The sequence below is a fragment of the Rhodoferax sp. genome (assembly GCF_028715765.1).
Classification (GTDB): domain Bacteria; phylum Pseudomonadota; class Gammaproteobacteria; order Burkholderiales; family Burkholderiaceae_C; genus Rhodoferax.
Genome location: NZ_JAQURE010000008.1, coordinates 1 through 22,431, shown reverse-complemented (window position 1 = coordinate 22,431; position 22,431 = coordinate 1). Strand labels below are relative to the sequence as shown.

Genomic DNA, 22,431 nt, shown 5'->3' with positions numbered 1-22,431 from the left:
TAGCGCTTATGGAATAAGCGTGAGCAGCTCTACTTTTTAAGGTTTCATGATGGGTGATCGCATCTTGGGAGGTGTCTGCCTGGTGGTGGCTTTGGCCATGGCTTGGGCGGCACACGGCTATGCAGCCGAAATTTCTTACGAGCCGGTGGGGCCGCGTGCCTTTCCCACCTTGCTGGCGACCTTGATGGGCTTGGCCGGTGTCTGGCTGTTGGTTAAAAAACCTGCACATGGCGTGGCATCTGGCACGCCGGTGCTGGCGGCCACCTCAGCACTGGACTGGAAAGCTGTGACGCTGTGTGCGGCCAGTTGCCTGATCTACACCGCTTTGTTCCAAACCCTGGGGTTTTGGCTGGCCACCAGCTTGATGGCAGTGCCGGTGGGCATGGCGTTTGGCGGCACGCTCAAGAAGACGCTGCTGGGTGGGGTGGTGATGGGGCTGGGGTTTTACCTGATGTTTGACAAACTGCTCGACGTGGTGTTGCCCACCGGCGTGCTGTCATTTCTGCTTGGAGGGCGTTGATGGACACCTTGAATCATCTGCTGGAAGGCTTTGGCGTAGCGTTGATGCCGATCAACCTGCTGGTGGCTGCCATTGGCGCGTTCATTGGCACCATTGTGGGCATGTTGCCCGGCCTGGGGCCGATCAACGGCGTGGCGCTGTTGATGCCGCTGGCGTTTGCCCTGAAACTGCCGCCTGAGACCGCCTTGATTTTGCTGACTGCGGTTTACATTGGCTGTGAATTTGGTGGACGCATTTCGTCGATTTTGCTCAATGTGCCAGGCGATGCTGGCGCCATCATGACGGCCATCGACGGCCACCCCATGGCAGTCAAAGGGCAAGGCGGCGTAGCGTTGTCCATTTCAGCCTGGAGCTCTTTTGTGGGTTCAACCTTTGCCACCACCGGCATTGTGCTGTTTGCGCCGCTGCTGGCACGCTGGGCGCTGGCCTTTGGCCCGGCAGAATATTTTGCGCTGATGTGTTTTGCCTTTGCCTGCATCACCGGGCTGATGGGCAACGAGCCGCTCAAGGCGGTGCTGGCAGCGGTGATTGGCTTGTCGCTCTCGACCGTGGGGCTGGACTCCAACTCAGGCGTGTACCGCTTCACCGGTGACAACGTGCATTTGAGCGACGGCATCCAGTTCATTGTGGTGGTGATTGGGCTGTTTTCGGTCAGTGAGATTTTGCTGATGCTGGAGCACCGGGCCAACGCCAGTGGCTTGATCCGCAAGACCGGGCGCAACCTGTTCAATTTGCAAGAAATGGCACACACTTGGTGGTGCACGGTGCGCTCGGCGGTGATGGGTTTTATAGTGGGTGTGCTGCCGGGTGCGGGCGCCACCATTGCCAGCGCCATGGCCTACACGGTTGAGAAACGCTTGAGCGACAAATACGGCACGTTTGGCAAGGGCGACATTCGCGGCGTGTGTGCGCCAGAGGCAGCCAACAATGCCTCGGCCAACGGCTCGTTCATCCCGATGCTGACGCTGGGTGTGCCGGGCTCCGGTACCACGGCGGTGATGGTGGGCGCGCTGTCGCTCTACAACATCACACCCGGCCCGGCACTGTTTACCCAGCAACCGGCGCTGGTGTGGGGCTTGATTGCGTCGATGTTCATTGGCAACGTGCTGCTGCTGTTGATTAACATTCCGCTGGTGGGCTTGTTCACACGCATTTTGCTGGTGCCCAACTGGCTGCTGGTGCCAGGTATTTTGGCCATCAGCGCGGTCGGGGTGTACTCGGTGCATGCCACCACGTTTGATTTGGTGCTGATGGCTGGGTTGGGCATTGGCGGCTATTTGCTGCGCAAGCAAGGCATTCCGATGGCGCCGCTGATTCTGGGCTTTGTGCTGGGCGACTTGATGGAGCAAAACCTGCGCCGCGCATTGTCCATCACCAATGGCGAGCTCGGCATTTTGCTGGAGAGCGCCATTTGCAAAGGCCTGTGGATCGGTGTGGTGACCATGCTGCTGGTGCCACCGCTGTACCGGCGTTGGAGTCAGCGCACCAAGGTGCTCTGATTTTTACATATAGAATAGAGCTCTATTTTTAATAGCAATTCATGGCCTTGACTTGGACACACAAGACAGCGCATCAACGTGCATCAGGCAGCTCAATCTTGACTTCAAGCACTTCCAGGTTGTCTTGACGTTCCAGGTTGAGCTTGACGTCGTTGGGGTTGATCTTGACGTATTTGCAGATGACATCAATCAACTCGCGCCGCAGGGCTGGCAGGTAGTCGGGGTCTGAGGCATTGCGGCCACTGCGCTCGTGCGCCAACATCATGACCAGCCGTTCCTTGGCAACAGAGGCGGTCTTTTTCTTCTCGCCCAGGAGAAAAGAGAGGAACGAAGCCATGGTTTATTTCCCTCGAAACAGCCGTTTGAGCAAGCCCTGCTTGGGTGGCTCGGTGAACCGCAGGGGCGTGTCTTCACCCAGAAAACGGGCAATCACGTCTTTGTAGGCTTCAGACACATCACTGCCTTCCATGTGCACCGCGGGCACGCCTTGGTTAGAGGCTTGCAGCACGGTTTCGCTCTCAGGAATGACACCAATGAGTGGAATGCGCAAGATGTCTTGGATGTCTTGCAGCGATAGCATTTGTCCCTGGTTGACGCGTGACGGGTTGTAGCGGGTGATGAGCAAATGCTCTTTGATCGGCTCAAGCCCTTGCATGCCACGTTTGGTTTTGCTCGACAACATGCCCAAAATCCGGTCAGAGTCACGCACGGACGACACCTCTGGGTTGGTCACCACCAAAGCTTCATCGGCAAAGTGCATGGCCATCAGGGCACCGGTTTCGATGCCCGCGGGGGAGTCGCAGACGATGAATTCAAAGTCCATGGCGCTCAGGTCAGAGAGCACCTTTTCAACCCCGTCTTGGGTCAGGGCGTCTTTGTCACGGGTTTGCGAGGCTGCCAGCACAAACAGGTTGTCACACTGCTTGTCTTTGATCAGGGCTTGGTTCAGATTGGCCTCGCCGTGGATGACGTTGATCAGGTCATACACCACGCGGCGTTCACACCCCATGATGAGGTCCAGGTTGCGCAGGCCGACGTCAAAGTCAATCACCGCAGTTTTATGACCGCGCAGCGCCAAGCCGGTGGCAAAGCTGGCGCTGGTGGTGGTTTTGCCTACGCCACCTTTGCCGGAGGTGACGACAATGATTTTGGTCATGTTGGGTGTATCTTTCTAAAGGGTTGTTCAGGCGTTCAGGGCTTCAAACAGCAATTTGTCTTGGCCGTCTATGCTGCTCAAGCGCACTTGGGCAGGTTTGCCCTGAATGTGGCTGTCAAGGGGATGTTCGCTGGTGCGGTAGACACCAGCAATCGAAATCAATTCGGGCTCCAGGCAAAGCGAAAAAATGCGTGCCTGGGTGTTGCCACTGGCGCCTGCCATGGCCTTGCCGCGCAATGGGGCGTAGACGTGGATGTTGCCGTCAGCCACCACTTCAGCACCCATGTTGACCATGGCCAACAGCACCAGGTCGGCACCGCGAGCGTAAATTTTTTGACCTGAACGCAGGGGCTTGTCAATCACCAAGGTGGCCGGACCAGGAACTTCGCGCACCACCTCTTTGACGACTTCAGTGACCACTTCGCGAACTACCTCACGCACTGGCTCTTGCTGAGCACCATGGGCGGTTTTTTTGCTGGCATTGGCTTTGCCACGTGGCATGTCGGCCGGCGCTTCGATCAGCCCGCTGGCTTTGGCCAACTGCAACCAGGGCTCAGAAGCGCTTCTGAAAGCCAAGGGTTTCAAACGGCACTGTGTCAGTGTGGTCAGCAAGGCTGAAAACTGGGGCAGTGTGACGCTGCCGGTGACACCAGACAAGTCAAGCACCAGGCCGTCGTGGTCAAAAAAATCAGGGCTGTCGCTTTGAGGACCAAATTGTGAAAGCAGATCTTGAGTCACTTGCTCAAGGTTTCCGGTTTTCAGCAGCAGGGCAATCAGCGGAAGCTGTGCGCTTTTGATTTCAAAGGTGGTTGCCACGTGAGCGCTTGGAGATAAAGGATTGAAAACTGAAAAGGTTGGTGCAGATGTGCACAAAAAAACCGGTGTTTTTTGCGAGAGGCTAAATCTTACTTGATGACGTCATCATAAAAGCCCGAAGGCGGCGCTATTTTTGGCTTATGCACAGATGAAATTTAAAAAAATGAACGGGGCCAGCAAAGACGGTGGAGGATGTTCAATTGACTTACTCTTTATTTATTTTTTTAAAGTAGTAGTGGTAGATAGAGTCGCCAGGAAGACGTGGATAAGTCTTTTTTTTTGTTTTAAATCATGGTGTTGAAGCACCTTGACTGTTGTGGAAGAGCGCTGGTTTGAGATGTACCTTAAACGGGGGTAACTTTGAGGTTTTTAAAAAAACTGTGGATAACTTTGCGTTTCAAGTTATTTTATGCACAGGGTTATCCAGTGCTTCAAGCAAAAAAAACCGGCCTGAGCCGGGGTGGGTGGTTGTGATGAGATCGTAAAAAGAGGTGAGGGAATGTGTTGTGGGTTGGGGTGTCTGCGGTGTCTAGGGTTTAACCCGGCAGGGCGACTGGGTTAGGTGCGTGCGGTTTTGGGGTGAAAGCACGCGCGGGGCTGACGGTTCAGTGTGCGAAAACTTTCTTCGCGCGCATTTCACCCCAAAGCCCGGTCACCTAACCCAATCACCCTGCCTTGCGTAGTTTGAACTCGACGATTTATAAGAAAACAGGCTGTAGGCCATGTAATACAAGCATAAACAGCTATTATTTTTATTGTTTTTCTACAGCCAAAAAACTCTAGTTCCGCACGTACTGATAACGTGAAAAACAAGCATTGCATTTGAATTGGGCTTTGTAGCCACACAGATAAGGTGTGGTGGTTGGGTTAGGTGACCGGGCTTTGGGGGCGAAGGCGCGCGCAAGTGGTACTGGCGAAATGAGGCCTCAGCCCCGCGCGTGTTTTGCCCCCAAAACCGCACGCACCTGACCCAGCCGCCGCGCCGTGCCAGAGTCACCACAGCGGCACTCGAGCAGCTACGCCCCTGTGTAAACCAAAAAAGCAGCGCCTATTTGCCTTGACCTGCCAACCGTTTGGCATCCGCAATTTCAGCTTGAATGGCTTTCACATCGGGTGAGTTGGCAGGCAACACCGTCAAGGCGGTTTCCCAATGGCCAATGGCTTGGCTGTACTGGCCTGCCTGGTAAGCAGCTTGGGCTGCCATCATCAGCGCCATGGGGTGCTTGGGGGCAATCTTCAGGGCATGGTTGATCAGCTCAGTGGGTTTGCCTTTCAAGCTGCCATCGCGTGCGGCCAAGGTGTCGGCGTATTGGGTCAACAGGTCGGCATCGGTGTCGAGCAGTTTGCCGGTTTTTTCATAGGCACCCACTGCCTCATTGAGGCGGTTCTGCACTTTGTAGGCGCGTGCCAGCCGTGCCCAGCCTGGCAGGTCTTGCGGGTTGTCTTTCAGGCGTGCAGCCAAGCGGTCAACCATCTCGTTGATTTTTTCAGGGGTCATGCCAGCTGCTGCGCCAGCGGGCACTGGCGGCAACTTGTTGCTTGCACTATCGCTCGCTGCCAGGCCACCTTTGCTGCGGGCATCGTCAATGTTGGCCTGCATTTGCTGGGCATCGGGGGAGTCAGATGGCATTTGGGCAAGCAATTTTTCCCACCGAGTTACCGCTGTTTTGAAGTCACCGGCTTGATAAGCCGCCACACCGGCCATCATCAGCCCCATGCTGTGCTCAGGGTTCAGGCGCAAGGCCTCAAGAATCAGTTCTGAGGGCTTGCCTTCAAGTGAGTTGCCAGCCTGGATGCCCAACAACTCGGCGTAGTCCACCAGCAGATCGGGGTCGGTTTTGACCATGTCACCGGCCTTGTCATAGGCCTGGCGGGCTTCGTCAAAACGCCCCAATACTTTGTAAGAGCGCGCCAGCATGACCCAGCCTTTGGGGTCGTTGGGGTTGGCTTGCAGCTTGGCCACCAGTTTGCCCAGCATCTCGTTGACCTGCTGTTCATTGGCACGGCTCTGTGCCATGGGGTCAATGGCTGCGGGGGTGCCCAGTTGCAGGTAAATGCCCGCCGCAAAAACGGGCAGGGTCAAAGCAACGGCCAAAGAAGTACGTTTGGGTGTCCAAAAATGGGTGGTGGATTGCTGGGTGTGGGCTTCAAAGCTTTCGGTGTCATCAAGCAAGCGCAGCTGAAGCTCATCGCGGGTGGTGTCAAAGTCGGCCTGGCTGATGGCACCGCGTGCCAAATCGAGTTCGAGGGCATGCAGTTGGTCGCGGTGGATGGCGGCATTGAGTTTTTCGCTCGTCACACCATTGCCAGCAGACTTGCGCAACAAGGCAAAGGCAAGCCAAGCCACCACCAGCAGCGTCAAAAGCGCTGCGCTTGCAATAAATACATTCATTTGGAGGAATCAGTTTCTTGAAGAAGCGCTTGTGCTTTGGCTCGTTGAGCAGCATCAAGGGCGGGGGTGTTGGCTTGTTTTTGACCGCTACGAATGATACGAATCAGCAGCCAGATGGCTCCCAACAGCAGCAGCAAAGGGCCAAACCACAGCAGCCAGGTGGTGGGTTTGACGGGTGGACGGTACAGCACAAAGTCGCCGTAGCGGCTGACCAAAAACTCTTTGATTTCAGCATCTGATTTGCCGGATTTGATCAAGCTGCGCACTTCGCGGCGCAAGTCATTGGCCAGGTCGGCACGCGAGCCAGCCAACGATTCGTTTTGACACACCAGGCAGCGCAGTTCTTCAGCAATGGTGATCAAACGTTGTTCAACCACCGGGTCTTCAGCCAGCGGTGCGGCTTCATTGGCTTGCGCGCTCAGTGCGCAGTGAAGTGCCAGCAACAAGGTCAGGAAAAATTTCACAGGTTGAGCTCCTTGACCAAAGGAATGAGCTTGTCACGCAGTGCTTCTTCGGTGAAGGGGCCGATTTGCTTGTAGCGAATGACGCCGGCTTTGTCGATGAGAAAACTCTCTGGCACGCCGTAAACGCCAAAATCAATGCCAATGCGGCCATCGGCATCAACCACCGCTTGGGTGTAGGGGTTGCCGTAGCGGGCGAGCCATTTCAGGCCATCGGCTTCTTTGTCTTTGTAGTCCAGGCCAATGATGATGAGTGGGTTGGTTTTGACAAACTCCACCAGCAAGGGGTGCTCTTGGCGACACGCCACGCACCAACTGGCCCAGGTGTTGAGCAGCCAGACCTTGCCCAGCATGTCTTTGCTGGCAAAGGTTTGGCCGGCTTGGCCAAGCACCGGGGCCGTGAACACCGGTGCCGGCTTGCCAATCAGGGGCGAGGGAATTTCATGCGGGTCACGCGTCAGGCCAATGGCCAAAAACACCAGCAACACCATGAACAAACCTAACGGAATCAACCGCTTCTTCATGCTGCCACACCTTTGAGGTCGTTCAGGTTGAGTTTGGCGGCCACTTTTTTGCGGTAGCGTTTGTCCAGCGCTGCCATGGCGCCACCAAGTGCCATGAACAGGCAGCCAAACCAGATCCAGGTGACAAACGGCTTGTGGTACACGCGCATGGCCCAGGCTGGCTTGCCCGTGCCTTCGAGTTTTTCACCCAAAGACACATACACGTCGCGCGTGAAACCACTGTCGATGGCGGCCTCGGTCATGGGCATGGTGGAGGAGAAATAGGTGCGCTTTTCTGGGTGCAAGGTGCGCAGCACACGGCCATCTTTGATCAAGTCAACGGTGCCTTGATCGGCCTTGAAGTTAGGGCCAGGAACTTCTTTGATGTCCGTCAGACGGAAGGTGTAGCCACCCACTTCAACCGTGTCACCCATGGCCATGCGCACGTCTTTTTCGGTCTCATAACCTTTGACCATGGTGATGCCCACCACGCACACCGCAATGCCAATGTGCGCCACGTGCATGCCCCAGTAGGAAATAGGGGTGGATTTCCAGTTGGCAGTGTCTCTGAACTGGCGCACCATTTGCACCGCAGAGGCCAGCACAATCCAGATGGCAAGGGTCAGCCCCATGGCCACCAGTGCCGACCACGGCCCAGCCAGCAGCGGCGCTGCGCAGCCCAGCACCACCGAGACGATGGCGATGGGGCGCAGTTTTTTCACCAGCTCGGCCACACTGTCATTCTTCCAGCGGGCAAAGCTGCCCACCACCATGAACAACAGCACAGGCGTCATGATGGGCGCAAACACGGCATTGAAATAGGGTGGGCCAACCGAGAGTTTGCCCAGGTTGAGGGCATCGATGATCAAGGGGTAAAGCGTGCCCAGCAGCACGGCCGCCGCGGCCGTGGTGAGCAGCACGTTGTTGACCAGCAAAAAGCTTTCGCGCGAGACCAGCGAGAACGAGCCGCCAGAGCGCACTTTGCCAGCGCGGGCGGCAAATAAGATCAACGACCCGCCCACCACTGCGGCCAAAAACATCAAGATAAAGACACCCCGCTTGGGGTCGGTGGCAAAGGCGTGCACCGAGGTCAACACCCCCGAGCGCACCAGGAAAGTGCCCAGCAAGCTCAATGAAAACGCAATCAGCGACAGCATGATGGTCCAGCTGCGGAACAAGCCACGCTTTTCAGTCACGGCCAAGGAGTGGATCAGCGCCGTGCCCACCAGCCAGGGCAAGAACGAGGCGTTTTCAACCGGGTCCCAAAACCACCAACCGCCCCAACCCAGTTCGTAATAGGCCCACCAGGAGCCCATGGCAATGCCAATGGTCAGGCAAATCCAGGCGGCGGTGGCCCATGGCCGGGTCCAGCGTGCCCACGCTGCATCCAAGCGGCCGTTCAAGAGCGCAGCAATGGAGAACGCAAAGGGAATCGACATGCCCACATAACCCATGTAGAGCATGGGCGGGTGAAACACAAGGCCGGGGTCTTGCAGCAGGGGGTTGAGGTCACGGCCATTGTCTGGGATGTCGCTCAAGCGAATGAAGGGGTTGGAGGTGATCAGCATGAACAGCAAAAACCCGACTGCAATCAACCCCAGCACACCCAACACCCTTGAGACCATCACGTCTGGCAGTTGGCGAGAAAACAGCGATACCGCCATCATCCAGGTGGTCAGCATCAGCAGCCACAGCAGCAGCGAGCCTTCGTGCCCGCCCCAGACCGCAGCGATGCGGTAAATGTCTGGCAGCAGCGTGTTGGAGTGCTGCGCCACATACAAAACCGAGAAGTCACTGGTGTAGAAGGCGTAGGTCAGGCACAAAAAAGAAAAGCCGGTGAGCAAAAACAGCGCTTGGGCACCTGGCTTGGCCAGCGCCATCCAGTCTGCACGGCCTTTTTGGCCACCAGCCAGGCTCAGCGTGCCCATGGTGGCAGCCACCAGCAAGGCCAATATCAACGCAAAGTGTCCTAGTTCAGGAATCATGGGAAGGTCTCGGTTCGGGTTTCGGGGCGCTTATTTCAGGGTTTGGCTGGCTTTTTGGATTTGTGCTTGATCCATGGCGTGTTGCGCCTCGGGTGGCATGTAGTTCTCATCATGCTTGGCCAGCACTTCAGCCGCAGTGAACTGGCCAGTGCTGCCCAATTGGCCTTGCGCCACCACGCCTTTGCCTTCTTTGAACAGGTCGGGCAGGATGCCGGTGTAAGTCACGGGCACTTCTTTGGCGGTGTCGGTCACGATAAATGAAACGGTGAGGTTGTCACGCTTGAGTGAGCCCTCTTTGACCATGCCGCCAATGCGAAAGGTGCGATTTTTGGGTGCCTCGCCCGAATCGACCTGGCTGGGCGTGAAGAAAAACACCAAATTGCTTTGAAAAGCATTCAAAACAAAATAAGCAGCCAAGCTGATGCTGGCAAGGCCACCGAAGATGATGGCGGCGCGTTTGTGACGTGGTTTCATGGGGTGTGTTGCTGTAAATCGGTATCTGAGTCGTTTTGGCTGAAAAGGTTTCGCAAAATTTCACGCCGATGCGCGCGCACTTGCCAGATTTCAAGCGCCACCACCGCGACGGTGATGCCAAAACTGCCCCACACATAGAAGGCATAGCCCCCCATGTTGAAAAAATCTGCCACGCTAAGCCACTGCATGTTTCACCCAATCTGTATGACGTTCACGGTCAAGAATGATGGTGCGCACCCGCACCAGCGCGATGGCAATGGTGTACATCCAGAACGCCAGCACCATGATCAGCATGCCCATCAACATGGGGGTGGCCATGGAGGCGCCTTTCATGGACACCGAAGCCCCTTGGTGCAAGGTGTTCCACCATTTCACCGAGAAATAAATGATGGGCACATTCACCGCGCCGACCAAGGCCAAAATGGCACAGGCTTTGTCAGCCCGGCGCGGGTCGTCAATGGACGCCTGCAAGGCCAAAAAGCCCAAGTACAAAAACAACAAAATCAGCTCTGAGGTTAAGCGCGCGTCCCACACCCACCAGGCGCCCCACATGGGCTTGCCCCACAGCGCACCAGTGACCAATGACAAAAACGCAAACAGCGCGCCCGTGGGCGCCAGGGCGGAGGCCATCATGCCCGACAGCCGGGTGTTGAAAGCCAGCCCAAAGCCGGCCCACGCAGCCATCACCAAATAAATGAACATGGACATTTGCGAGGCCGGCACATGCACAAAGATGATGCGGTAGCCCTGGCCTTGTTGGGCGTCAATGGGCGCCACAAAAAACGAAATCCACAACCCCACCAGCGTGAGCACCGTGGCCAGCGCAGCAAACCAGGGCCACAGCTTGCCGGCCAGGCCATAAAAGTTTTGCGGCGAAGCAAACTTGAACCAATGAATCACACGTGTTTTCATTCCAACGAAATCCTTAAAGCGGCAGCCGTGGCCAGCGGAGAGAAAAAGAGCGACAGCACCAGCAGTGCGGCCATCAGTGACAAGTGCCCCCCAATGCCCAGCCCCGCAGCGTCGGCTTCAACCGCGCCGGCACCAAAAATAAGAACCGGAATATACAAGGGCAGGATTAACAGTGACAACAAAACCCCTGCGCCGCGTACGCCCAAGGTCAGCGCAGCGCCAATGCTGCCAATCAAACTCAGGGTCGGCGTGCCCAGCAGCAAAGACAGCATCAAGATGACCAACGCACGGCTGTCCAAGCCAAATTGCAAGCCCAGCACCGGCGCCATCAGCACCAGTGGCAAGCCTGCCAAAACAAAATGTGCCAGCGCTTTGGCCAGCACCAGCAGTGCCAAGGGGGTGCCAGACAGTGCCATTTGCTCCAGCGAGCCGTCGGCGTAGTCAGTGGCAAACATGCGTTGCAGCGACAACATGGCCGCCAGCAGGGCGCTGACCCACAGCACACCGGGTGCCATGCGCAGCAGCAAGGCTGTCTCAGGCCCCACGCCCAAGGGGAACAAGCTGGCAATCACGACAAAAAACACCAGCGGCGTCAGCACCTCGCCCTTTTGCCGCAGCCCGAGTGAGATTTCGCGCCGCAGCACGGCCCACAGCACGTGTGGCAGCGCCAGGGTTTGGATGGCGGCGTTCATTGCGGTTGTAACTCCAACATCAAGGGGGAAACTTGGCCAATGGCCACGCGCTGGTGGCTGGTCAGCACCGCCATGCCACCTTGGGCCAGGTGGTTTTCAATCAGCTGTGCCAGCATGGTGATGCCCGATTCGTCCATGGCCACGTAGGGCTCATCCAGCACCCACAAGGTGGCGGGGCTCAACGCCAAACGCGACAAGGCCACGCGGCGTTTTTGGCCTTGTGACAAATGTCGCACCAGCTGCTTGCCACGTCCGCGCAGGCCAAAGTGTGCCAAGGTGGTCTGGGTCTGCAAGGCGCTTGGTGCTGTACCGCTCAACGCTGAAGTGAAGGCCAGGTTTTCATCCACTGTCATGGATTCTTGCAATGCATTCAGATGCCCCAAGTAGCACAGCTCACGCCGATAGGCATCGCGCTGGGCGTGAATGGGCTGGCCGCGCCAGAGAATGTCACCCGACTCAATGGGCGCCAGGCCACACACCATGCGCAGCAAGCTGGTTTTGCCCACGCCATTGACACCGGCCACGTACAGCCACTGGCCGGCGGTCAAGGTGCAGTCCACATTTTTAAAAAGCTGCCGTCCACCCTTGATGCAACCGAGCTTGGAAAACGACAAAGAGGGGGTGGTATTCAATGGAGTGCAGTCTTGCGATGAAAGGCCAAATTATCTTACGACTGGTTCGGGCACTGCGAGTGCTGCGCCGGCAACCCTTGCAGCGCTTAAGGTAGTCTTTTGAATCATGTCCTGATTTGATGGGTGTTGGTCTTTTATAAAATGGCTTTACGCTCTATGAATGTGCATGATAGGGCTTTTAAACTGCCAAGGATTGATATGAAAAAATGTCTTGTTTTGATTGATGCGCAAGAGTCATTTCGCCAAAGACCGTATTTCACAAGCACCGACTTGCCCGCCTTCATGGCGGCGCAAAACACGCTGATTCAAGCCTGCTTGACCCAAGGCGTGCCGTTGGTGCGTGTGCTGCATGTGGATGGCCCTGCGCTGGCCAGCAACCCGTTTGCACTGGCATCTGGGCTGGTGCGCCCGTTGGCAGAGTTGCAACCGTTTGAGGCATCAGCCACTTTTTACAAACACCGCCACAGCGCGCTGGTGGGCACAGGGTTGGAGGTGTGGCTGACCCAACACAGCATTCAAACGCTGATCATCAGCGGCATTCGCACCGAGCAGTGCTGTGAAACTACTGCCCGCCATGCTTCAGATCTGGGCTGGGCCGTGCGCTTTTGCCTGGATGCCACGCTGACTTGGGACATGCAGCACCTGGACGGCACGGTGCTCTCAGCCGCAGACATCAAGGGACGCACCGCTGCCGTCTTGAAAGACCGTTTTGCCCGCATCTGCACGGTGGCGCAAGCGCTCGATGATGTGATCTCATCATGAGCCGATTGCCCAGCGCCGCGCCTGACCCGGTGACCATTCAGGTGCTGTTTGTGCTGTTGCCTGACAGTCTGGCGCTGGACTGGGCTGGTGCGGCTGAGGCATTGCGTTTGGCCAACCAAGCGCTGCAGTCGCAGGGCAAACCCGCACGTTTTGAGCTGCGGTTTGTCGGACCCTTGAGCCAAACCGTCAGCTCGGTAGGGCTCATGCTTTGTGGCCTGGAGCCGTTGCCAGCGGTGTTGCGTGAGCCTTCGTGGGTGGTGTTGGTGGGGCAGCCGGGCACGACCATGCCCATGTCGTCTGAGGCCACACAGGCGGTGCTGCATTGGCTGCGCGGCCTGACGTTGCAGCCGCAGCGTTTGGAGTTGGTGACCATTTGCGCTGGCGCTGTGCTGGCCGCGCACGCGGGCTTGCTGACCCGCCGCCATGTCACCACCCACCACCACCATTTGGCTGAATTGCAGGCGGCTGATGTGGGCTGCCACGTGGTTGAAAACCGGGTGTTTGTGGCTGATGCGCCGGTGTACAGCAGTGCCGGTGTGACCACCGGGATTGACTTGACCTTGGCGCGCATTGCCCAAACCTGTGGTGAAGCCATTGCCGCGCAGGTGGCACAAACCATGGTGTTGGCGCTTCGCCGCAGCGCGCAAGACCCCGAGTTGTCGCCGTTTTTGGCTTACCGCAACCATTTGCATCCGGCCTTGCACCGGGTGCAAGATGCGGTCAGCGGTCAACCCGCGGCGGATTGGCATCTGGCCAGCATGGCGGCAGTGGCCTGCACGTCACCACGGCATGTGACGCGCTTGTTCATGGCGCACGCCCAGATTGCTCCGCTGCAGTATTTGCGCCGCATTCGCTTGGCGATGGCACAAACGGCTTTGAAAACGGGGCACAGCGTCACGCAGGCGGCGGCGCTGTCAGGTTTTGGTTCAGACACGCAGCTGCGCCGCGCCTGGCACCAGTTGGGTTTGCGCGGCACACCCAGCCACCCGGAATGATCTGCCTGCCAGTCGCCAGCCACTCTGGGCTGGCGTGCACGGTTATTGGGCTTTACAAGCCCTTAGCGCTGAATCACTACTTTTTGGTAAAGACCGCCGAAGTAGGTTTGTTTGTCAAGTGGCAGCTGTTGGCAGTGGGCGGGCAACCAGTCTGAAATTTGGCCGCGCCACAAGTCCATGGCAAAAGGCTCCAGCGTGGTCAAGATCGGCACCATGAGGTAGCGAAACGGGCTGCTGGCACGGGGGCGGTGGTAGTCCACAAACACAATTTTTCCGCCTGGTTTGGTGACACGCATGGCTTCCGCCACGGTTTTTTGGCGCACTTCCAGGGGTTGCTCGTGCAGCAAGAAAAACAGCACCACCGTGTCTTGGCTGGCATCGGCAAATTGCAGCGCCGTGGAGTCTTGCTGAAAGATGCTGACTTGCTTTTGTGGTCCGATCTTGTTGTGCAGGTTGGTGATCTGCACTGGCGCCACATCAATCACGCTCAAATGCCCTTGCGGCCCCAGACGGCGCAACACATGCTCAGTGAAGTTGCCATAGACGCAAGCCACTTGTAGCACACGGCCGTTGATGGTGTCGCCCATTTCGTCCAGCGCCAGGTCACGCAACTTGGCGAAATTGCCCCACAAAATCAAATTGACCAGCCACTGCCGCTCGAACACGCGCACGGCGTTGGGGTGGGTGTAGGCCCACCAGTATGTTTTTTCAAGGTATTCGGGCAAGGCAACCGTGCTGGATGCGCTTGAAATGGCCATGGGTGCAGGAGTCATTGGTGGCACAGGTTTAATGAGTGGGTGGTTGCAGTGTCAACCATGCAGCTGGTACAACAGTTGTGTGAGTGCGTTGAAATTCGGACAAGAATCAATCAGCTTGGTTCTATGCTAACTTAAGTTTTGTTTCCCCATGGGGTTGGGGTGGAATCCATGGCAGGGTTTGTACCGAAGGGTTTTTACGCAAGGGTTTTCGATAGTTTTTTGAGTGAAAAGGGCTTTGAAATCCCTTCTCTGTTGATCTAAATCAACTTATTGGGGTTTCAGGTTTATTTTCATGAGAGTAGGATGACACCCCATCAAATCTTAAGTTTTTGTTAATTTTTTAAGTCAAAGAGGATGTATATGAAACAAGTTCAATTTTCAAATGTGTTGCGCGCGTTGTTGGCAGTGGGTTTGACCGCTGGTGCTTTGGCTGTGCAAGCCCAAGCGGTGGATGTGGCTGCGGCCGAAGACCTGATCAAAGTCAACAAATGTGGCAAGTGCCACTCGGTGGACAAGCAAAAAGATGGCCCGTCATTTCAAAAGACAGCTGCCAAATACAAAGGCAAGGCCGACGCCGAAGCCAAGCTGTTTACCCACCTGACCACCGCGCCCACCATTGAAATTGATGGCGCCAAAGAGCAGCATCAAAAAATGAAAGCCAAAGATGACGCAGCAATCAAAAACGCTGTCAAGTACATCTTGTCGCGTTGATCGGTAATTTGCCATGAAAGAAATTTTTCAAATCTTGCGTCGGCGGTGGAAGCTGACGGTGAGCCTGCTGTTTGGTTTGTTCATCTTTTCTGTGGGCGTGGGTGTGTCGGGTGCTTATGTGCTGGCCTACACCAGCACCGAAGAGTTCTGCACCGGTTGTCATGAAATGACCTACAACTTGGCTGAATACAAAGGCACGATTCACGACACCAACCGCACCGGTGTGCGTGCCATTTGCACCAACTGCCACGTGCCGCACGAACCCGGGCCACTGGTTTGGGCCAAGATCAAGGCGTCTAAAGATGTGTTTTACACCTACATCTCGCCTTCCATTGACACACCTGCAAAGTTTGAAGCCAAGCGTGCCACCATGGCGCACCGGGTTTGGAAAGACATGATCGAGAGCGACTCGCACCAATGCCGCAGTTGCCACCGTGCCGACAAGATGAGTGTGGATTTACAGTCTGAAAAGGCTCAAAAGCGCCATGCCAAAGCCAAGGAAGATGGCAAAACATGCATTGAGTGCCATTTTGGGATTGCGCACCATGAGCCAGAAGGCCCAGGGCCAAGTGAGTTGTTTGGCAAGGCTGCGGCCAAGACAAACTGATGTTGAGTTTTAACCTGAAGGAGATAGAGATGATGAAATTGAACCGTGTGGTTGCCGCTGTCTGTGTGGCTGTGGCTGTGCCTGTGATCTTGGGTGCCTGTGCGGCAACGTCTGCGGCCACTGCCCCAGCTGCGCCTGCCACCCCAGTGGCCGCTGTTAAAAACACCGCCCTGCCCGCTAAAGAGGTGGTGTCTTACCGCAAAGATGTGGCGCCCATGTTCGCCAAGTACTGTGCCGACTGCCATTCAGCCAAGGCTGGCGCGCCCACCTTGAAAGAATACGACTTGAGCGTAGACCATTACAAGAAAGAAAAATTGGGCCCACGCAACGACACCTATGAAACTGTCATTCAGCTGATTGCTTACCCAGATGCAGGTGCATTCATGCGCCGCTTGGATGACGGCACCAGCCAATATGCTGGTGGCAAACCGGGCAACATGTACAAATACCTGTGCGAAAAAGGCAACGACGCTGAGTGCGCTGCCAATTTGAAAGTGCTCAAGGCTTGGCTGGGTGAAGGCGCCTGGAACCTGAACCGTTTCAAAGCCCGTGGCACTGTGCCCGCCATCACCAAGGCAGAGCTTGACAAGTTGGTGTTGGCTTATTGATTGAGAGCTTCACCGCCATGAAAAAAGCCGCTGCAAAGCGGCTTTTTTCGTTGGAGGCGACGGGGTTTATTTGATCAAGCCTTCAGCGCGCATCGCGGCTTGAACAGCAGGCCGTGCAGCCACCCGAGCCATGAACGCCACCAGGTGACTTAAACCCGAGATGTCAACCGCCACATGTTTGCTCCAGCCGGCCACCACAAACAAGTAGGCGTCTGCCACCGTGAAGGTGTCGCCCATCAGGTAGGTTTTGCCTGCGAGTTCACCATCGACCCAAGTCAGGCGTGACTGCAGGCGGGTTTTGGCCATGTCTTTGGCCTCGGCGGGCATGCCGGGCGTGAACAGTGGCGAAAACCCTTTGTGCAACTCGGTGCTGATGGTGTTGAGCCATTCCTGCAGTTTGTAGCGCTCCCAGCTGCCGTTGGCCGGTGCCAGCTGTTGGTCTGGCACTTGGTCGGCAATGTATTGCACGATGGCTGGTCCCTCGTGCAAGGTGCGGCCATCATCGAGCACCAAAAAAGGCACATAGCCCAATGGGTTGATGGTGTAGTAGTCTGTGCCGTCAAGCAATTTGTGGGTTTTGGTGGGGGCGGCAATGGCTTCAAACGCCAGGCCGGACTCTTTCAACACAATGTGTGGCGACAGAGAGCATGCACCGGGGGAATAATAAAGTTTCAAAGGGTTCTCCTTGAGGGTAGGGGTGAGTCACTGAAAGCTGCAAATCTGAGAGCTACAGATGCGTTAAATCGTACCTTGCACGGCGACAATGCGCTTCCAATAAGGGTATTCAAACGCTATGCTAAAAATAGCTACTCACGTTTAATATATAAGCACTAGAGCCTTATTTGTTCATTAAAACCTTGGCCACCGGGTTGTGCCTGAGTCGAAAAGCGTCAGGCATGCCAGAGCCCAGCAGGGGGCGCAAATACAGGCGAAAAGCGTCGGTGACATCGGTGCCGCTGGGGGCGATGAATTCGTCTTCCATCACGCGGGTTTTGCCGGCCACTTCTTCGATGGGCAGCAGTTCATAGTCCACCGAGTAAAAGCCGGTGCGTTTGATGGCCACCGAGCCATCGCGACCGCCCCACATGGCAAATTGCACGGCCTTTTCGCCCACCTCGCGGGCTTCGCGCTGATCCACATCAGAGACGCATCCAATGAAGCTGCGTTGCAGGTAACCAAAGGTGTCGCCACGCACGCGCTTGATGCCCAGTTTTGACTTGATCTCTTCGCACAGCAGGTCGGCTAGGGCGCCATTGCCCGAGAGCTGCACATTGCCGTGTGCATCATGTTCCATTTCCTTGGCCAGCAGCGCGGCGATGGGTGTGCCAGTGGCATCGTGAATGCCCTCAGACACCGCAATCACACAACGGCCATAGCGTTCGTAAGTGGTTTTGACATCCGCCAGAAATTTCTCCAGCACAAAGGTGCGCTCCGGCAGGTAGATCAGGTGCGGGCCGTCGTCTGGAAACTTTTTGCCCAAGGCCGATGCGGCGGTTAAAAAACCCGCGTGGCGCCCCATGACCACACCCACATAAACGCCGGGCAGGGCGGCGTTGTCGAGGTTGGCACCGGCAAAAGCTTGCGCCACAAAGCGTGCCGCAGAAGGGAAACCGGGTGTATGGTCATTGCCCACCAGGTCGTTGTCGATGGTTTTTGGAATGTGGATGCAGCGCAGGTTGTAGCTGGCGGCGCGGGCTTGCTCGCTGACAATGCGCACGGTGTCTGAAGAGTCATTGCCGCCAATGTAGAAAAAGTGACCAATCTGGTGTGCTTGCAGCACCCGAAATATTTCTTTGCAATAAGCCACGTCAGGTTTGTCGCGCGTGGAGCCCAGGGCACTGGACGGCGTGTTGGCCACTTGTTCGAGGTTGTGACTGGTTTCTTGGGTGAGGTCGACAAAGTCTTCGTCCACAATGCCGCGAACACCATGGTGGGCGCCGTAAATGTGGCCAATTTGAGCAAAGCGGCGGGCTTCTAACGCCACGCCCACCAGCGATTGGTTGATGACAGCAGTCGGGCCACCACCTTGAGCAACGAGTATTTTTCCAGAGGCCATGAAGAAGAGTCCTGTGTAAGCTGTGAAATGGAACTTGTCATTGTGCACTTGATGGGGCGCGTTTTGGCTAAAACGCTGCAGCGCGGGTTTTGGGCTGTAAGGTTGGTGCTATGGTGTTTTTTATGTGCCTCATCTGCTGTTGTGGTTTCTCTGGCACGGCGCGGCGGCTGGGTCAGGTGCGTGCGGTTTTGGGGGTAAAGCACGCGCGGGGCTGAGGCTTGAGTACACCAACACCTCTTTCGCGCGCCTTCACCCCCAAAGCCCGGTCACCTGACCCAACCACCACGCCTTATCTGCGTGGCTGCGGTTTGGGATTGAAGAACGTTATTACGGCAGAAAAGCAACAAAAATAATAGCTGCTTACGCTTGTCATACATGGGCTACAGGCTGTTTTAATATAAATATTCGAGTCCAAGCAACGTGAGGCAGGGTGATTGGGTCAGGCGACCGGGCTTTGGGGTGAAATGCGCGCGAAAGAGGTGCTGGCGCTCCAAGGCCGCCAGCCCCGCGCGTGCTTTCACCCCAAAACCGCATGCGCCTGACCCAGTCGCCCTGCCGGGTTAAACCCTGACCCCTTGATCCCCTCAGCACCAAAGCACAACACTTTGAACCGCCCCCATCGCTGCAGTTTTTGTCTGCCCCAGTAAAATCAAGCACTTGTTTGTCTCCCTTTGGCGCGCAGTGTTTGAGGCGCCCATCACCGATTGCTCACCATGCTTTATCCACAACATTTCGACGTGATCGTCGTCGGCGGCGGCCATGCTGGCACTGAGGCCGCTTTGGCCGCGGCGCGCATGGGTTGCAAAACCTTGCTGCTCAGCCACAACATCGAAACCCTGGGGCAGATGAGTTGCAACCCCAGCATCGGTGGCATTGGCAAAGGGCATTTGGTCAAAGAGGTCGACGCCTTGGGCGGCGCCATGGCAGCTGCTACCGACGAGGGGGGGGTGCAGTTTCGGATTTTGAATTCATCCAAAGGCCCAGCTGTGCGTGCCACCCGTGCCCAGGCAGACCGCATTTTGTACAAGGCCGCGATTCGCCGCAGATTGGAAAACCAGCCTAACTTGTGGCTGTTTCAGCAAGCCGTGGATGATTTGATGGTGCAGGGTGACCGGGTGGTGGGCGCGGTCACGCAAGTGGGCATTCGCTTCAGCGCCAGCACGGTGGTGCTGACCGCGGGCACTTTTTTAGATGGCAAGATTCATGTGGGACTGAACAACTATTCCGCTGGCCGTGCGGGTGACCCCCCTGCCGTGTCTTTGAGCTCGCGCTTGAAAGAGCTCAAGTTGCCGCAGGGCCGGCTGAAAACTGGCACGCCGCCACGCATTGATGGCCGCAGCATCGACTTCTCAAAATGCACCGAACAGCCCGGCGACGGCATGCCAGGTGGCATGAGTCCGGTGATGCCGGTTTTCAGCTTCATGGGGCGCCCTGAGCAGCACCCGCAGCAAATGTCGTGCTGGATCACGCACACCAATGCGCAAACGCACGACATCATTCGCAGCGGGTTTGACCGCAGCCCCATGTTCACCGGCAAGATTGAAGGCGTGGGTCCGCGCTATTGCCCCAGCGTGGAAGACAAAATCAACCGTTTTGCCGACAAGGAAAGCCACCAGATTTTTCTGGAACCCGAAGGGCTGACCACCAACGAGTATTACCCCAACGGCATCAGTACCAGCTTGCCGTTTGACATTCAGTACGGGCTGGTTCGCTCCATGCCCGGGTTGGAAAACGCGCACATTTTGCGCCCGGGTTATGCCATTGAATATGACTACTTTGACCCCACGCAGCTGAAGAGCTCGTTCGAAACCAAGGTCATTCAGGGCTTGTTTTTTGCGGGTCAGATCAATGGCACCACGGGTTACGAAGAGGCGGCGGCGCAAGGTTTGTTTGCGGGCATCAACGCTGCCTTGCAGGTGCGTGCCATGGGCGGTGGTGACGTGGCTGCCAGTGCCGCGGGCAGAGCTTCGTATGCGGCCGAGGCTTGGTTGCCAGCGCGTGACCAAGCTTACCTGGGTGTGTTGGTGGACGACCTGATTACCCAAGGCGTGAGTGAACCCTACCGCATGTTCACCAGCCGTGCCGAGTTTCGCTTGCAGCTGCGCGAAGACAATGCCGATGCCCGTTTGACAGAGGTGGGGCGCCAGCTGGGTTTGGTAGACGATGCCCGTTGGACGGCTTTCAATCAGAAACGCGACGCTGTTTCACGTGAAACAGAACGCTTGCGCTCGCTGTGGGTCAGTCCCAAAAACCTGAGTTCAGCCGAGTCTGAGCGTGTGCTGGGCAAAGCCATTGAACATGAATACAGCTTGGCCGAGCTGTTACGCCGTCCGGGAGTGAGCTATGCAGACCTCATGTCGCTGGAGTCTGGCAAGTTTGTCCAGCCCGAGCTCACGCCTGCTGTTTCACGCGAAACATCACCTGAGGGGTTGACCCCTGCATGGCCAGAGTCTTTTGTGGCCACGGTGATCGAGCAGGTTGAAATTGCTGCCAAATACGCAGGCTACATTGACCGACAAATAGACGACGTGCAGCGCGCCTCTCATTACGAACACCTGAAGCTTCCGCAAGACATGGACTACATGCAGGTGGCGGCGCTCAGCATTGAAGCACGGCAAAAGCTGAACCGCCACAAGCCTGAGACGCTGGGGCAAGCTTCGCGCATTTCAGGCATCACCCCCGCCAGCATTTCTTTGCTGACCATCCATTTGAAAAAAACCAAGTTCAAGGGTTTTGAGCGACAAGCGCAAGCGGGTAAGGGTGCCGCTGAGGCTGTCGACTTGGGCGTGGCAAACTGATGCGCACTTTAGAAACACCCCTGCGTCAAGGTGTAGCCAGCCTGGGGTTGTCGCTGTCAGAGCAGCAGGTGTCAGACTTGTTGCGTTATGTGGCTTTGATTGAAAAATGGACCAAGGTCTACAACTTAACGGCAGTGCGCGACCCTGTGGAAATGCTGACGCACCATCTGCTGGACAGTCTGGCCGTGGTTGCGCCGTTGCGCCAGCGGCTGCAGGCATTCACGCCACATGCCGATACCGCACCACGTTTGCTGGACGTGGGTTCGGGTGCTGGTTTGCCGGGTGTGGTGATCTCCATTTGTTGCCCAGACATTCAGGTGGATTGTGTGGATGCGGTGGGTAAGAAAGCAGCTTTTATTCAGCAAGTGGCCGCTGCGCTGAAACTGCCTAACTTGCGTGGTGTGCATGCGCGGGTCGAACAGCTCACAGGTCAGTACCAAGTCATCAGTTCACGTGCCTTTGCCAGCCTGGCAGACTTCACCCAAGGCTCTCGCCAGTTGCTGGCAGAGCAGGGGTTTTGGATGGCCATGAAGGGGAAGCATCCCGTTGATGAATTGGCTGCATTGCCGCCAGCGGTTGAGGTGTTTCACGTGGAACAACTGCATGTGCCTGGGCTTGATGCAGAGCGGTGCTTGATTTGGCTGTGTATGGCTGATTGACCTAATTTTGTTTGAACTTGGACGTGTCGTGAGGTGTCGCGACGCGCTTTGCTTTAGTTTGCATGAGGCGCTGAAGCTGTGTGTTGTATTTCTTTGGCATGGTTCGGCTGCTTTGGTGGCTCTGGCACGGCGCGGCGGCTGGGTCAGGTGCGTGCGGTTTCGTGGGTAAGGGCTTGTAAAGCAATAACATGCGCATTTGCTCAGCCATCTTTGGGCGCATGGCGTTGTTGCAAATCGCTTGTTTAGCAGAGCTAAACGGCGCGCTTTGCGCCTAGCCCTGCATCCCAAATCTGGCGATCAAAATGCACAAGTTATTACTTTACAAGCCCTAAGCACGCGCGGGGCTGAGGCCTCATTTCGCTAGCACCTCTTTCGCGCGCCTTCACCCCCAAAGCCCGGTCACCTGACCCAACCACCACGCCTTATCTGTGTGGC

The 22,431-nt window shown here is 56.5% G+C and carries 24 protein-coding genes; 9 read left to right on the top strand and 15 right to left on the bottom strand.

The window, feature by feature from the left end:
- Positions 1 to 49 precede the first annotated feature (49 nt).
- Both PHT20_RS04700 and PHT20_RS04695 read left to right on the top strand, forming a co-directional pair.
- The gene (locus tag PHT20_RS04700; protein ID WP_301019628.1) at positions 50 to 520 is read left to right on the top strand and encodes a tripartite tricarboxylate transporter TctB family protein; all 471 of its coding nucleotides are present in this window, start codon (positions 50 to 52) and stop codon (positions 518 to 520) included.
- Positions 517 to 2,019: a tripartite tricarboxylate transporter permease gene (locus tag PHT20_RS04695; RefSeq protein ID WP_301019627.1), complete on the top strand. Its 1,503-nt coding sequence runs from the start codon at positions 517 to 519 to the stop codon at positions 2,017 to 2,019. The genes PHT20_RS04700 and PHT20_RS04695 overlap by 4 nt, the downstream gene beginning before the upstream one ends.
- Before the next feature lie 73 nt (positions 2,020 to 2,092).
- On the opposite strand, the gene minE is transcribed toward PHT20_RS04695, so the two are convergent.
- The 12 genes from minE to ccmA form a co-directional block, all read right to left on the bottom strand.
- A complete protein-coding gene (gene minE / locus PHT20_RS04690; protein WP_300082373.1) occupies positions 2,093 to 2,356 on the bottom strand; it encodes a cell division topological specificity factor MinE in 264 nt (87 codons plus the stop codon).
- Between the two features lie 3 nt (positions 2,357 to 2,359).
- Positions 2,360 to 3,175: a septum site-determining protein MinD gene (gene minD, locus PHT20_RS04685; RefSeq protein ID WP_301019626.1), complete on the bottom strand. Its 816-nt coding sequence runs from the start codon at positions 3,173 to 3,175 to the stop codon at positions 2,360 to 2,362.
- A gap of 27 nt (positions 3,176 to 3,202) precedes the next feature.
- Positions 3,203 to 3,991, bottom strand: a complete 789-nt coding sequence (gene minC / locus PHT20_RS04680) for a septum site-determining protein MinC (protein WP_301019625.1) — start codon at positions 3,989 to 3,991, stop codon at positions 3,203 to 3,205.
- A 1,048-nt stretch (positions 3,992 to 5,039) separates the two neighbouring features.
- A complete protein-coding gene (gene ccmI / locus PHT20_RS04675) occupies positions 5,040 to 6,383 on the bottom strand; it encodes a c-type cytochrome biogenesis protein CcmI (protein WP_301019624.1) in 1,344 nt (447 codons plus the stop codon).
- Positions 6,380 to 6,847, bottom strand: a complete 468-nt coding sequence (locus tag PHT20_RS04670) for a cytochrome c-type biogenesis protein (RefSeq protein WP_301019623.1) — start codon at positions 6,845 to 6,847, stop codon at positions 6,380 to 6,382. The genes ccmI and PHT20_RS04670 overlap by 4 nt, the downstream gene beginning before the upstream one ends.
- Positions 6,844 to 7,368, bottom strand: coding sequence for a DsbE family thiol:disulfide interchange protein (locus tag PHT20_RS04665; protein ID WP_301019622.1), 525 nt, complete (start codon positions 7,366 to 7,368; stop codon positions 6,844 to 6,846). Before PHT20_RS04665 ends, PHT20_RS04670 begins: the two co-directional genes overlap by 4 nt.
- Positions 7,365 to 9,332 (bottom strand): heme lyase CcmF/NrfE family subunit, encoded by a 1,968-nt coding sequence (locus PHT20_RS04660; protein WP_301019621.1) that lies wholly within the window; start codon positions 9,330 to 9,332, stop codon positions 7,365 to 7,367. Before PHT20_RS04660 ends, PHT20_RS04665 begins: the two co-directional genes overlap by 4 nt.
- A gap of 30 nt (positions 9,333 to 9,362) precedes the next feature.
- Positions 9,363 to 9,806, bottom strand: a complete 444-nt coding sequence (gene ccmE / locus PHT20_RS04655) for a cytochrome c maturation protein CcmE (RefSeq protein WP_301019620.1) — start codon at positions 9,804 to 9,806, stop codon at positions 9,363 to 9,365.
- Positions 9,803 to 9,994, bottom strand: coding sequence for a heme exporter protein CcmD (ccmD, locus tag PHT20_RS04650; protein WP_300082350.1), 192 nt, complete (start codon positions 9,992 to 9,994; stop codon positions 9,803 to 9,805). The genes ccmE and ccmD overlap by 4 nt, the downstream gene beginning before the upstream one ends.
- Positions 9,981 to 10,718 carry a heme ABC transporter permease CcmC gene (ccmC, locus tag PHT20_RS04645; RefSeq protein ID WP_300082347.1) on the bottom strand — a complete coding sequence of 246 codons (738 nt, stop codon included), beginning with the start codon at positions 10,716 to 10,718 and terminating at the stop codon, positions 9,981 to 9,983. The genes ccmD and ccmC overlap by 14 nt, the downstream gene beginning before the upstream one ends.
- Positions 10,715 to 11,410, bottom strand: a complete 696-nt coding sequence (gene ccmB / locus PHT20_RS04640) for a heme exporter protein CcmB (RefSeq protein WP_301019619.1) — start codon at positions 11,408 to 11,410, stop codon at positions 10,715 to 10,717. The genes ccmC and ccmB overlap by 4 nt, the downstream gene beginning before the upstream one ends.
- Positions 11,407 to 12,042, bottom strand: a complete 636-nt coding sequence (ccmA, locus tag PHT20_RS04635; protein WP_301019618.1) for a cytochrome c biogenesis heme-transporting ATPase CcmA — start codon at positions 12,040 to 12,042, stop codon at positions 11,407 to 11,409. Before ccmA ends, ccmB begins: the two co-directional genes overlap by 4 nt.
- A gap of 198 nt (positions 12,043 to 12,240) precedes the next feature.
- Here ccmA and PHT20_RS04630 point away from each other — a divergent pair, with 198 nt between their 5' ends.
- The gene (locus PHT20_RS04630; protein WP_301019617.1) at positions 12,241 to 12,804 is read left to right on the top strand and encodes an isochorismatase family protein; all 564 of its coding nucleotides are present in this window, start codon (positions 12,241 to 12,243) and stop codon (positions 12,802 to 12,804) included.
- On the top strand, positions 12,801 to 13,799 hold the full coding sequence (locus PHT20_RS04625) for a helix-turn-helix domain-containing protein (RefSeq protein WP_301019616.1): 999 nt from the start codon (positions 12,801 to 12,803) through the stop codon (positions 13,797 to 13,799). Before PHT20_RS04630 ends, PHT20_RS04625 begins: the two co-directional genes overlap by 4 nt.
- A gap of 62 nt (positions 13,800 to 13,861) precedes the next feature.
- Here PHT20_RS04625 and rquA read toward each other — a convergent pair whose 3' ends face one another.
- A complete protein-coding gene (gene rquA / locus PHT20_RS04620) occupies positions 13,862 to 14,572 on the bottom strand; it encodes a rhodoquinone biosynthesis methyltransferase RquA (protein ID WP_301019615.1) in 711 nt (236 codons plus the stop codon).
- A 345-nt stretch (positions 14,573 to 14,917) separates the two neighbouring features.
- On the opposite strand from rquA, the gene PHT20_RS04615 reads away from it, so the two are divergent.
- From PHT20_RS04615 to PHT20_RS04605, 3 genes are read left to right on the top strand one after another with little or no spacing between them, the layout of a single operon-like run.
- Positions 14,918 to 15,268 carry a c-type cytochrome gene (locus PHT20_RS04615; RefSeq protein WP_300082331.1) on the top strand — a complete coding sequence of 117 codons (351 nt, stop codon included), beginning with the start codon at positions 14,918 to 14,920 and terminating at the stop codon, positions 15,266 to 15,268.
- 13 nt (positions 15,269 to 15,281) lie between these two features.
- Positions 15,282 to 15,875: a NapC/NirT family cytochrome c gene (locus PHT20_RS04610; protein WP_300082328.1), complete on the top strand. Its 594-nt coding sequence runs from the start codon at positions 15,282 to 15,284 to the stop codon at positions 15,873 to 15,875.
- A gap of 29 nt (positions 15,876 to 15,904) precedes the next feature.
- Positions 15,905 to 16,483: a cytochrome C gene (locus tag PHT20_RS04605; protein WP_301019614.1), complete on the top strand. Its 579-nt coding sequence runs from the start codon at positions 15,905 to 15,907 to the stop codon at positions 16,481 to 16,483.
- A 66-nt stretch (positions 16,484 to 16,549) separates the two neighbouring features.
- Here the strand turns inward: PHT20_RS04605 and gstA are convergent, their stop codons facing one another.
- Entirely contained in the window at positions 16,550 to 17,158 is a 609-nt protein-coding gene (gstA, locus tag PHT20_RS04600) for a glutathione transferase GstA (protein WP_301019613.1), read from the bottom strand.
- A 163-nt stretch (positions 17,159 to 17,321) separates the two neighbouring features.
- On the bottom strand, positions 17,322 to 18,539 hold the full coding sequence (locus PHT20_RS04595; RefSeq protein ID WP_301019612.1) for a 6-phosphofructokinase: 1,218 nt from the start codon (positions 18,537 to 18,539) through the stop codon (positions 17,322 to 17,324).
- Between the two features lie 713 nt (positions 18,540 to 19,252).
- Between PHT20_RS04595 and mnmG the strand changes: the two genes are divergently transcribed.
- Together mnmG and rsmG are read left to right on the top strand one after the other, a co-directional pair.
- A complete protein-coding gene (mnmG, locus tag PHT20_RS04590; RefSeq protein WP_301019611.1) occupies positions 19,253 to 21,337 on the top strand; it encodes a tRNA uridine-5-carboxymethylaminomethyl(34) synthesis enzyme MnmG in 2,085 nt (694 codons plus the stop codon).
- The gene (rsmG, locus tag PHT20_RS04585) at positions 21,337 to 21,996 is read left to right on the top strand and encodes a 16S rRNA (guanine(527)-N(7))-methyltransferase RsmG (protein ID WP_301019610.1); all 660 of its coding nucleotides are present in this window, start codon (positions 21,337 to 21,339) and stop codon (positions 21,994 to 21,996) included. The genes mnmG and rsmG overlap by 1 nt, the downstream gene beginning before the upstream one ends.
- Positions 21,997 to 22,431 lie beyond the last annotated feature (435 nt).

Bases quoted from the DNA above. Each gene is read 5' to 3' on its own strand.
- ccmD (WP_300082350.1), bottom strand. From the start codon at position 9,994: ATGCAGTGGCTTAGCGTGGCAGATTTTTTCAACATGGGGGGCTATGCC.
- ccmC (WP_300082347.1), bottom strand. From the start codon at position 10,718: ATGAAAACACGTGTGATTCATTGGTTCAAGTTTGCTTCGCCGCAAAAC.
- PHT20_RS04630 (WP_301019617.1), top strand. From the start codon at position 12,241: ATGAAAAAATGTCTTGTTTTGATTGATGCGCAAGAGTCATTTCGCCAA.
- mnmG (WP_301019611.1), top strand. From the start codon at position 19,253: ATGCTTTATCCACAACATTTCGACGTGATCGTCGTCGGCGGCGGCCAT.
- PHT20_RS04595 (WP_301019612.1), bottom strand. From the start codon at position 18,539: ATGGCCTCTGGAAAAATACTCGTTGCTCAAGGTGGTGGCCCGACTGCT.
- minD (WP_301019626.1), bottom strand. From the start codon at position 3,175: ATGACCAAAATCATTGTCGTCACCTCCGGCAAAGGTGGCGTAGGCAAA.
- minE (WP_300082373.1), bottom strand. From the start codon at position 2,356: ATGGCTTCGTTCCTCTCTTTTCTCCTGGGCGAGAAGAAAAAGACCGCC.
- rquA (WP_301019615.1), bottom strand. From the start codon at position 14,572: ATGACTCCTGCACCCATGGCCATTTCAAGCGCATCCAGCACGGTTGCC.
- ccmE (WP_301019620.1), bottom strand. From the start codon at position 9,806: ATGAAACCACGTCACAAACGCGCCGCCATCATCTTCGGTGGCCTTGCC.
- PHT20_RS04615 (WP_300082331.1), top strand. From the start codon at position 14,918: ATGAAACAAGTTCAATTTTCAAATGTGTTGCGCGCGTTGTTGGCAGTG.
- rsmG (WP_301019610.1), top strand. From the start codon at position 21,337: ATGCGCACTTTAGAAACACCCCTGCGTCAAGGTGTAGCCAGCCTGGGG.
- PHT20_RS04610 (WP_300082328.1), top strand. From the start codon at position 15,282: ATGAAAGAAATTTTTCAAATCTTGCGTCGGCGGTGGAAGCTGACGGTG.
- PHT20_RS04660 (WP_301019621.1), bottom strand. From the start codon at position 9,332: ATGATTCCTGAACTAGGACACTTTGCGTTGATATTGGCCTTGCTGGTG.
- PHT20_RS04605 (WP_301019614.1), top strand. From the start codon at position 15,905: ATGATGAAATTGAACCGTGTGGTTGCCGCTGTCTGTGTGGCTGTGGCT.
- PHT20_RS04665 (WP_301019622.1), bottom strand. From the start codon at position 7,368: ATGAAGAAGCGGTTGATTCCGTTAGGTTTGTTCATGGTGTTGCTGGTG.
- PHT20_RS04700 (WP_301019628.1), top strand. From the start codon at position 50: ATGGGTGATCGCATCTTGGGAGGTGTCTGCCTGGTGGTGGCTTTGGCC.
- PHT20_RS04625 (WP_301019616.1), top strand. From the start codon at position 12,801: ATGAGCCGATTGCCCAGCGCCGCGCCTGACCCGGTGACCATTCAGGTG.
- ccmB (WP_301019619.1), bottom strand. From the start codon at position 11,410: ATGAACGCCGCCATCCAAACCCTGGCGCTGCCACACGTGCTGTGGGCC.
- ccmI (WP_301019624.1), bottom strand. From the start codon at position 6,383: ATGAATGTATTTATTGCAAGCGCAGCGCTTTTGACGCTGCTGGTGGTG.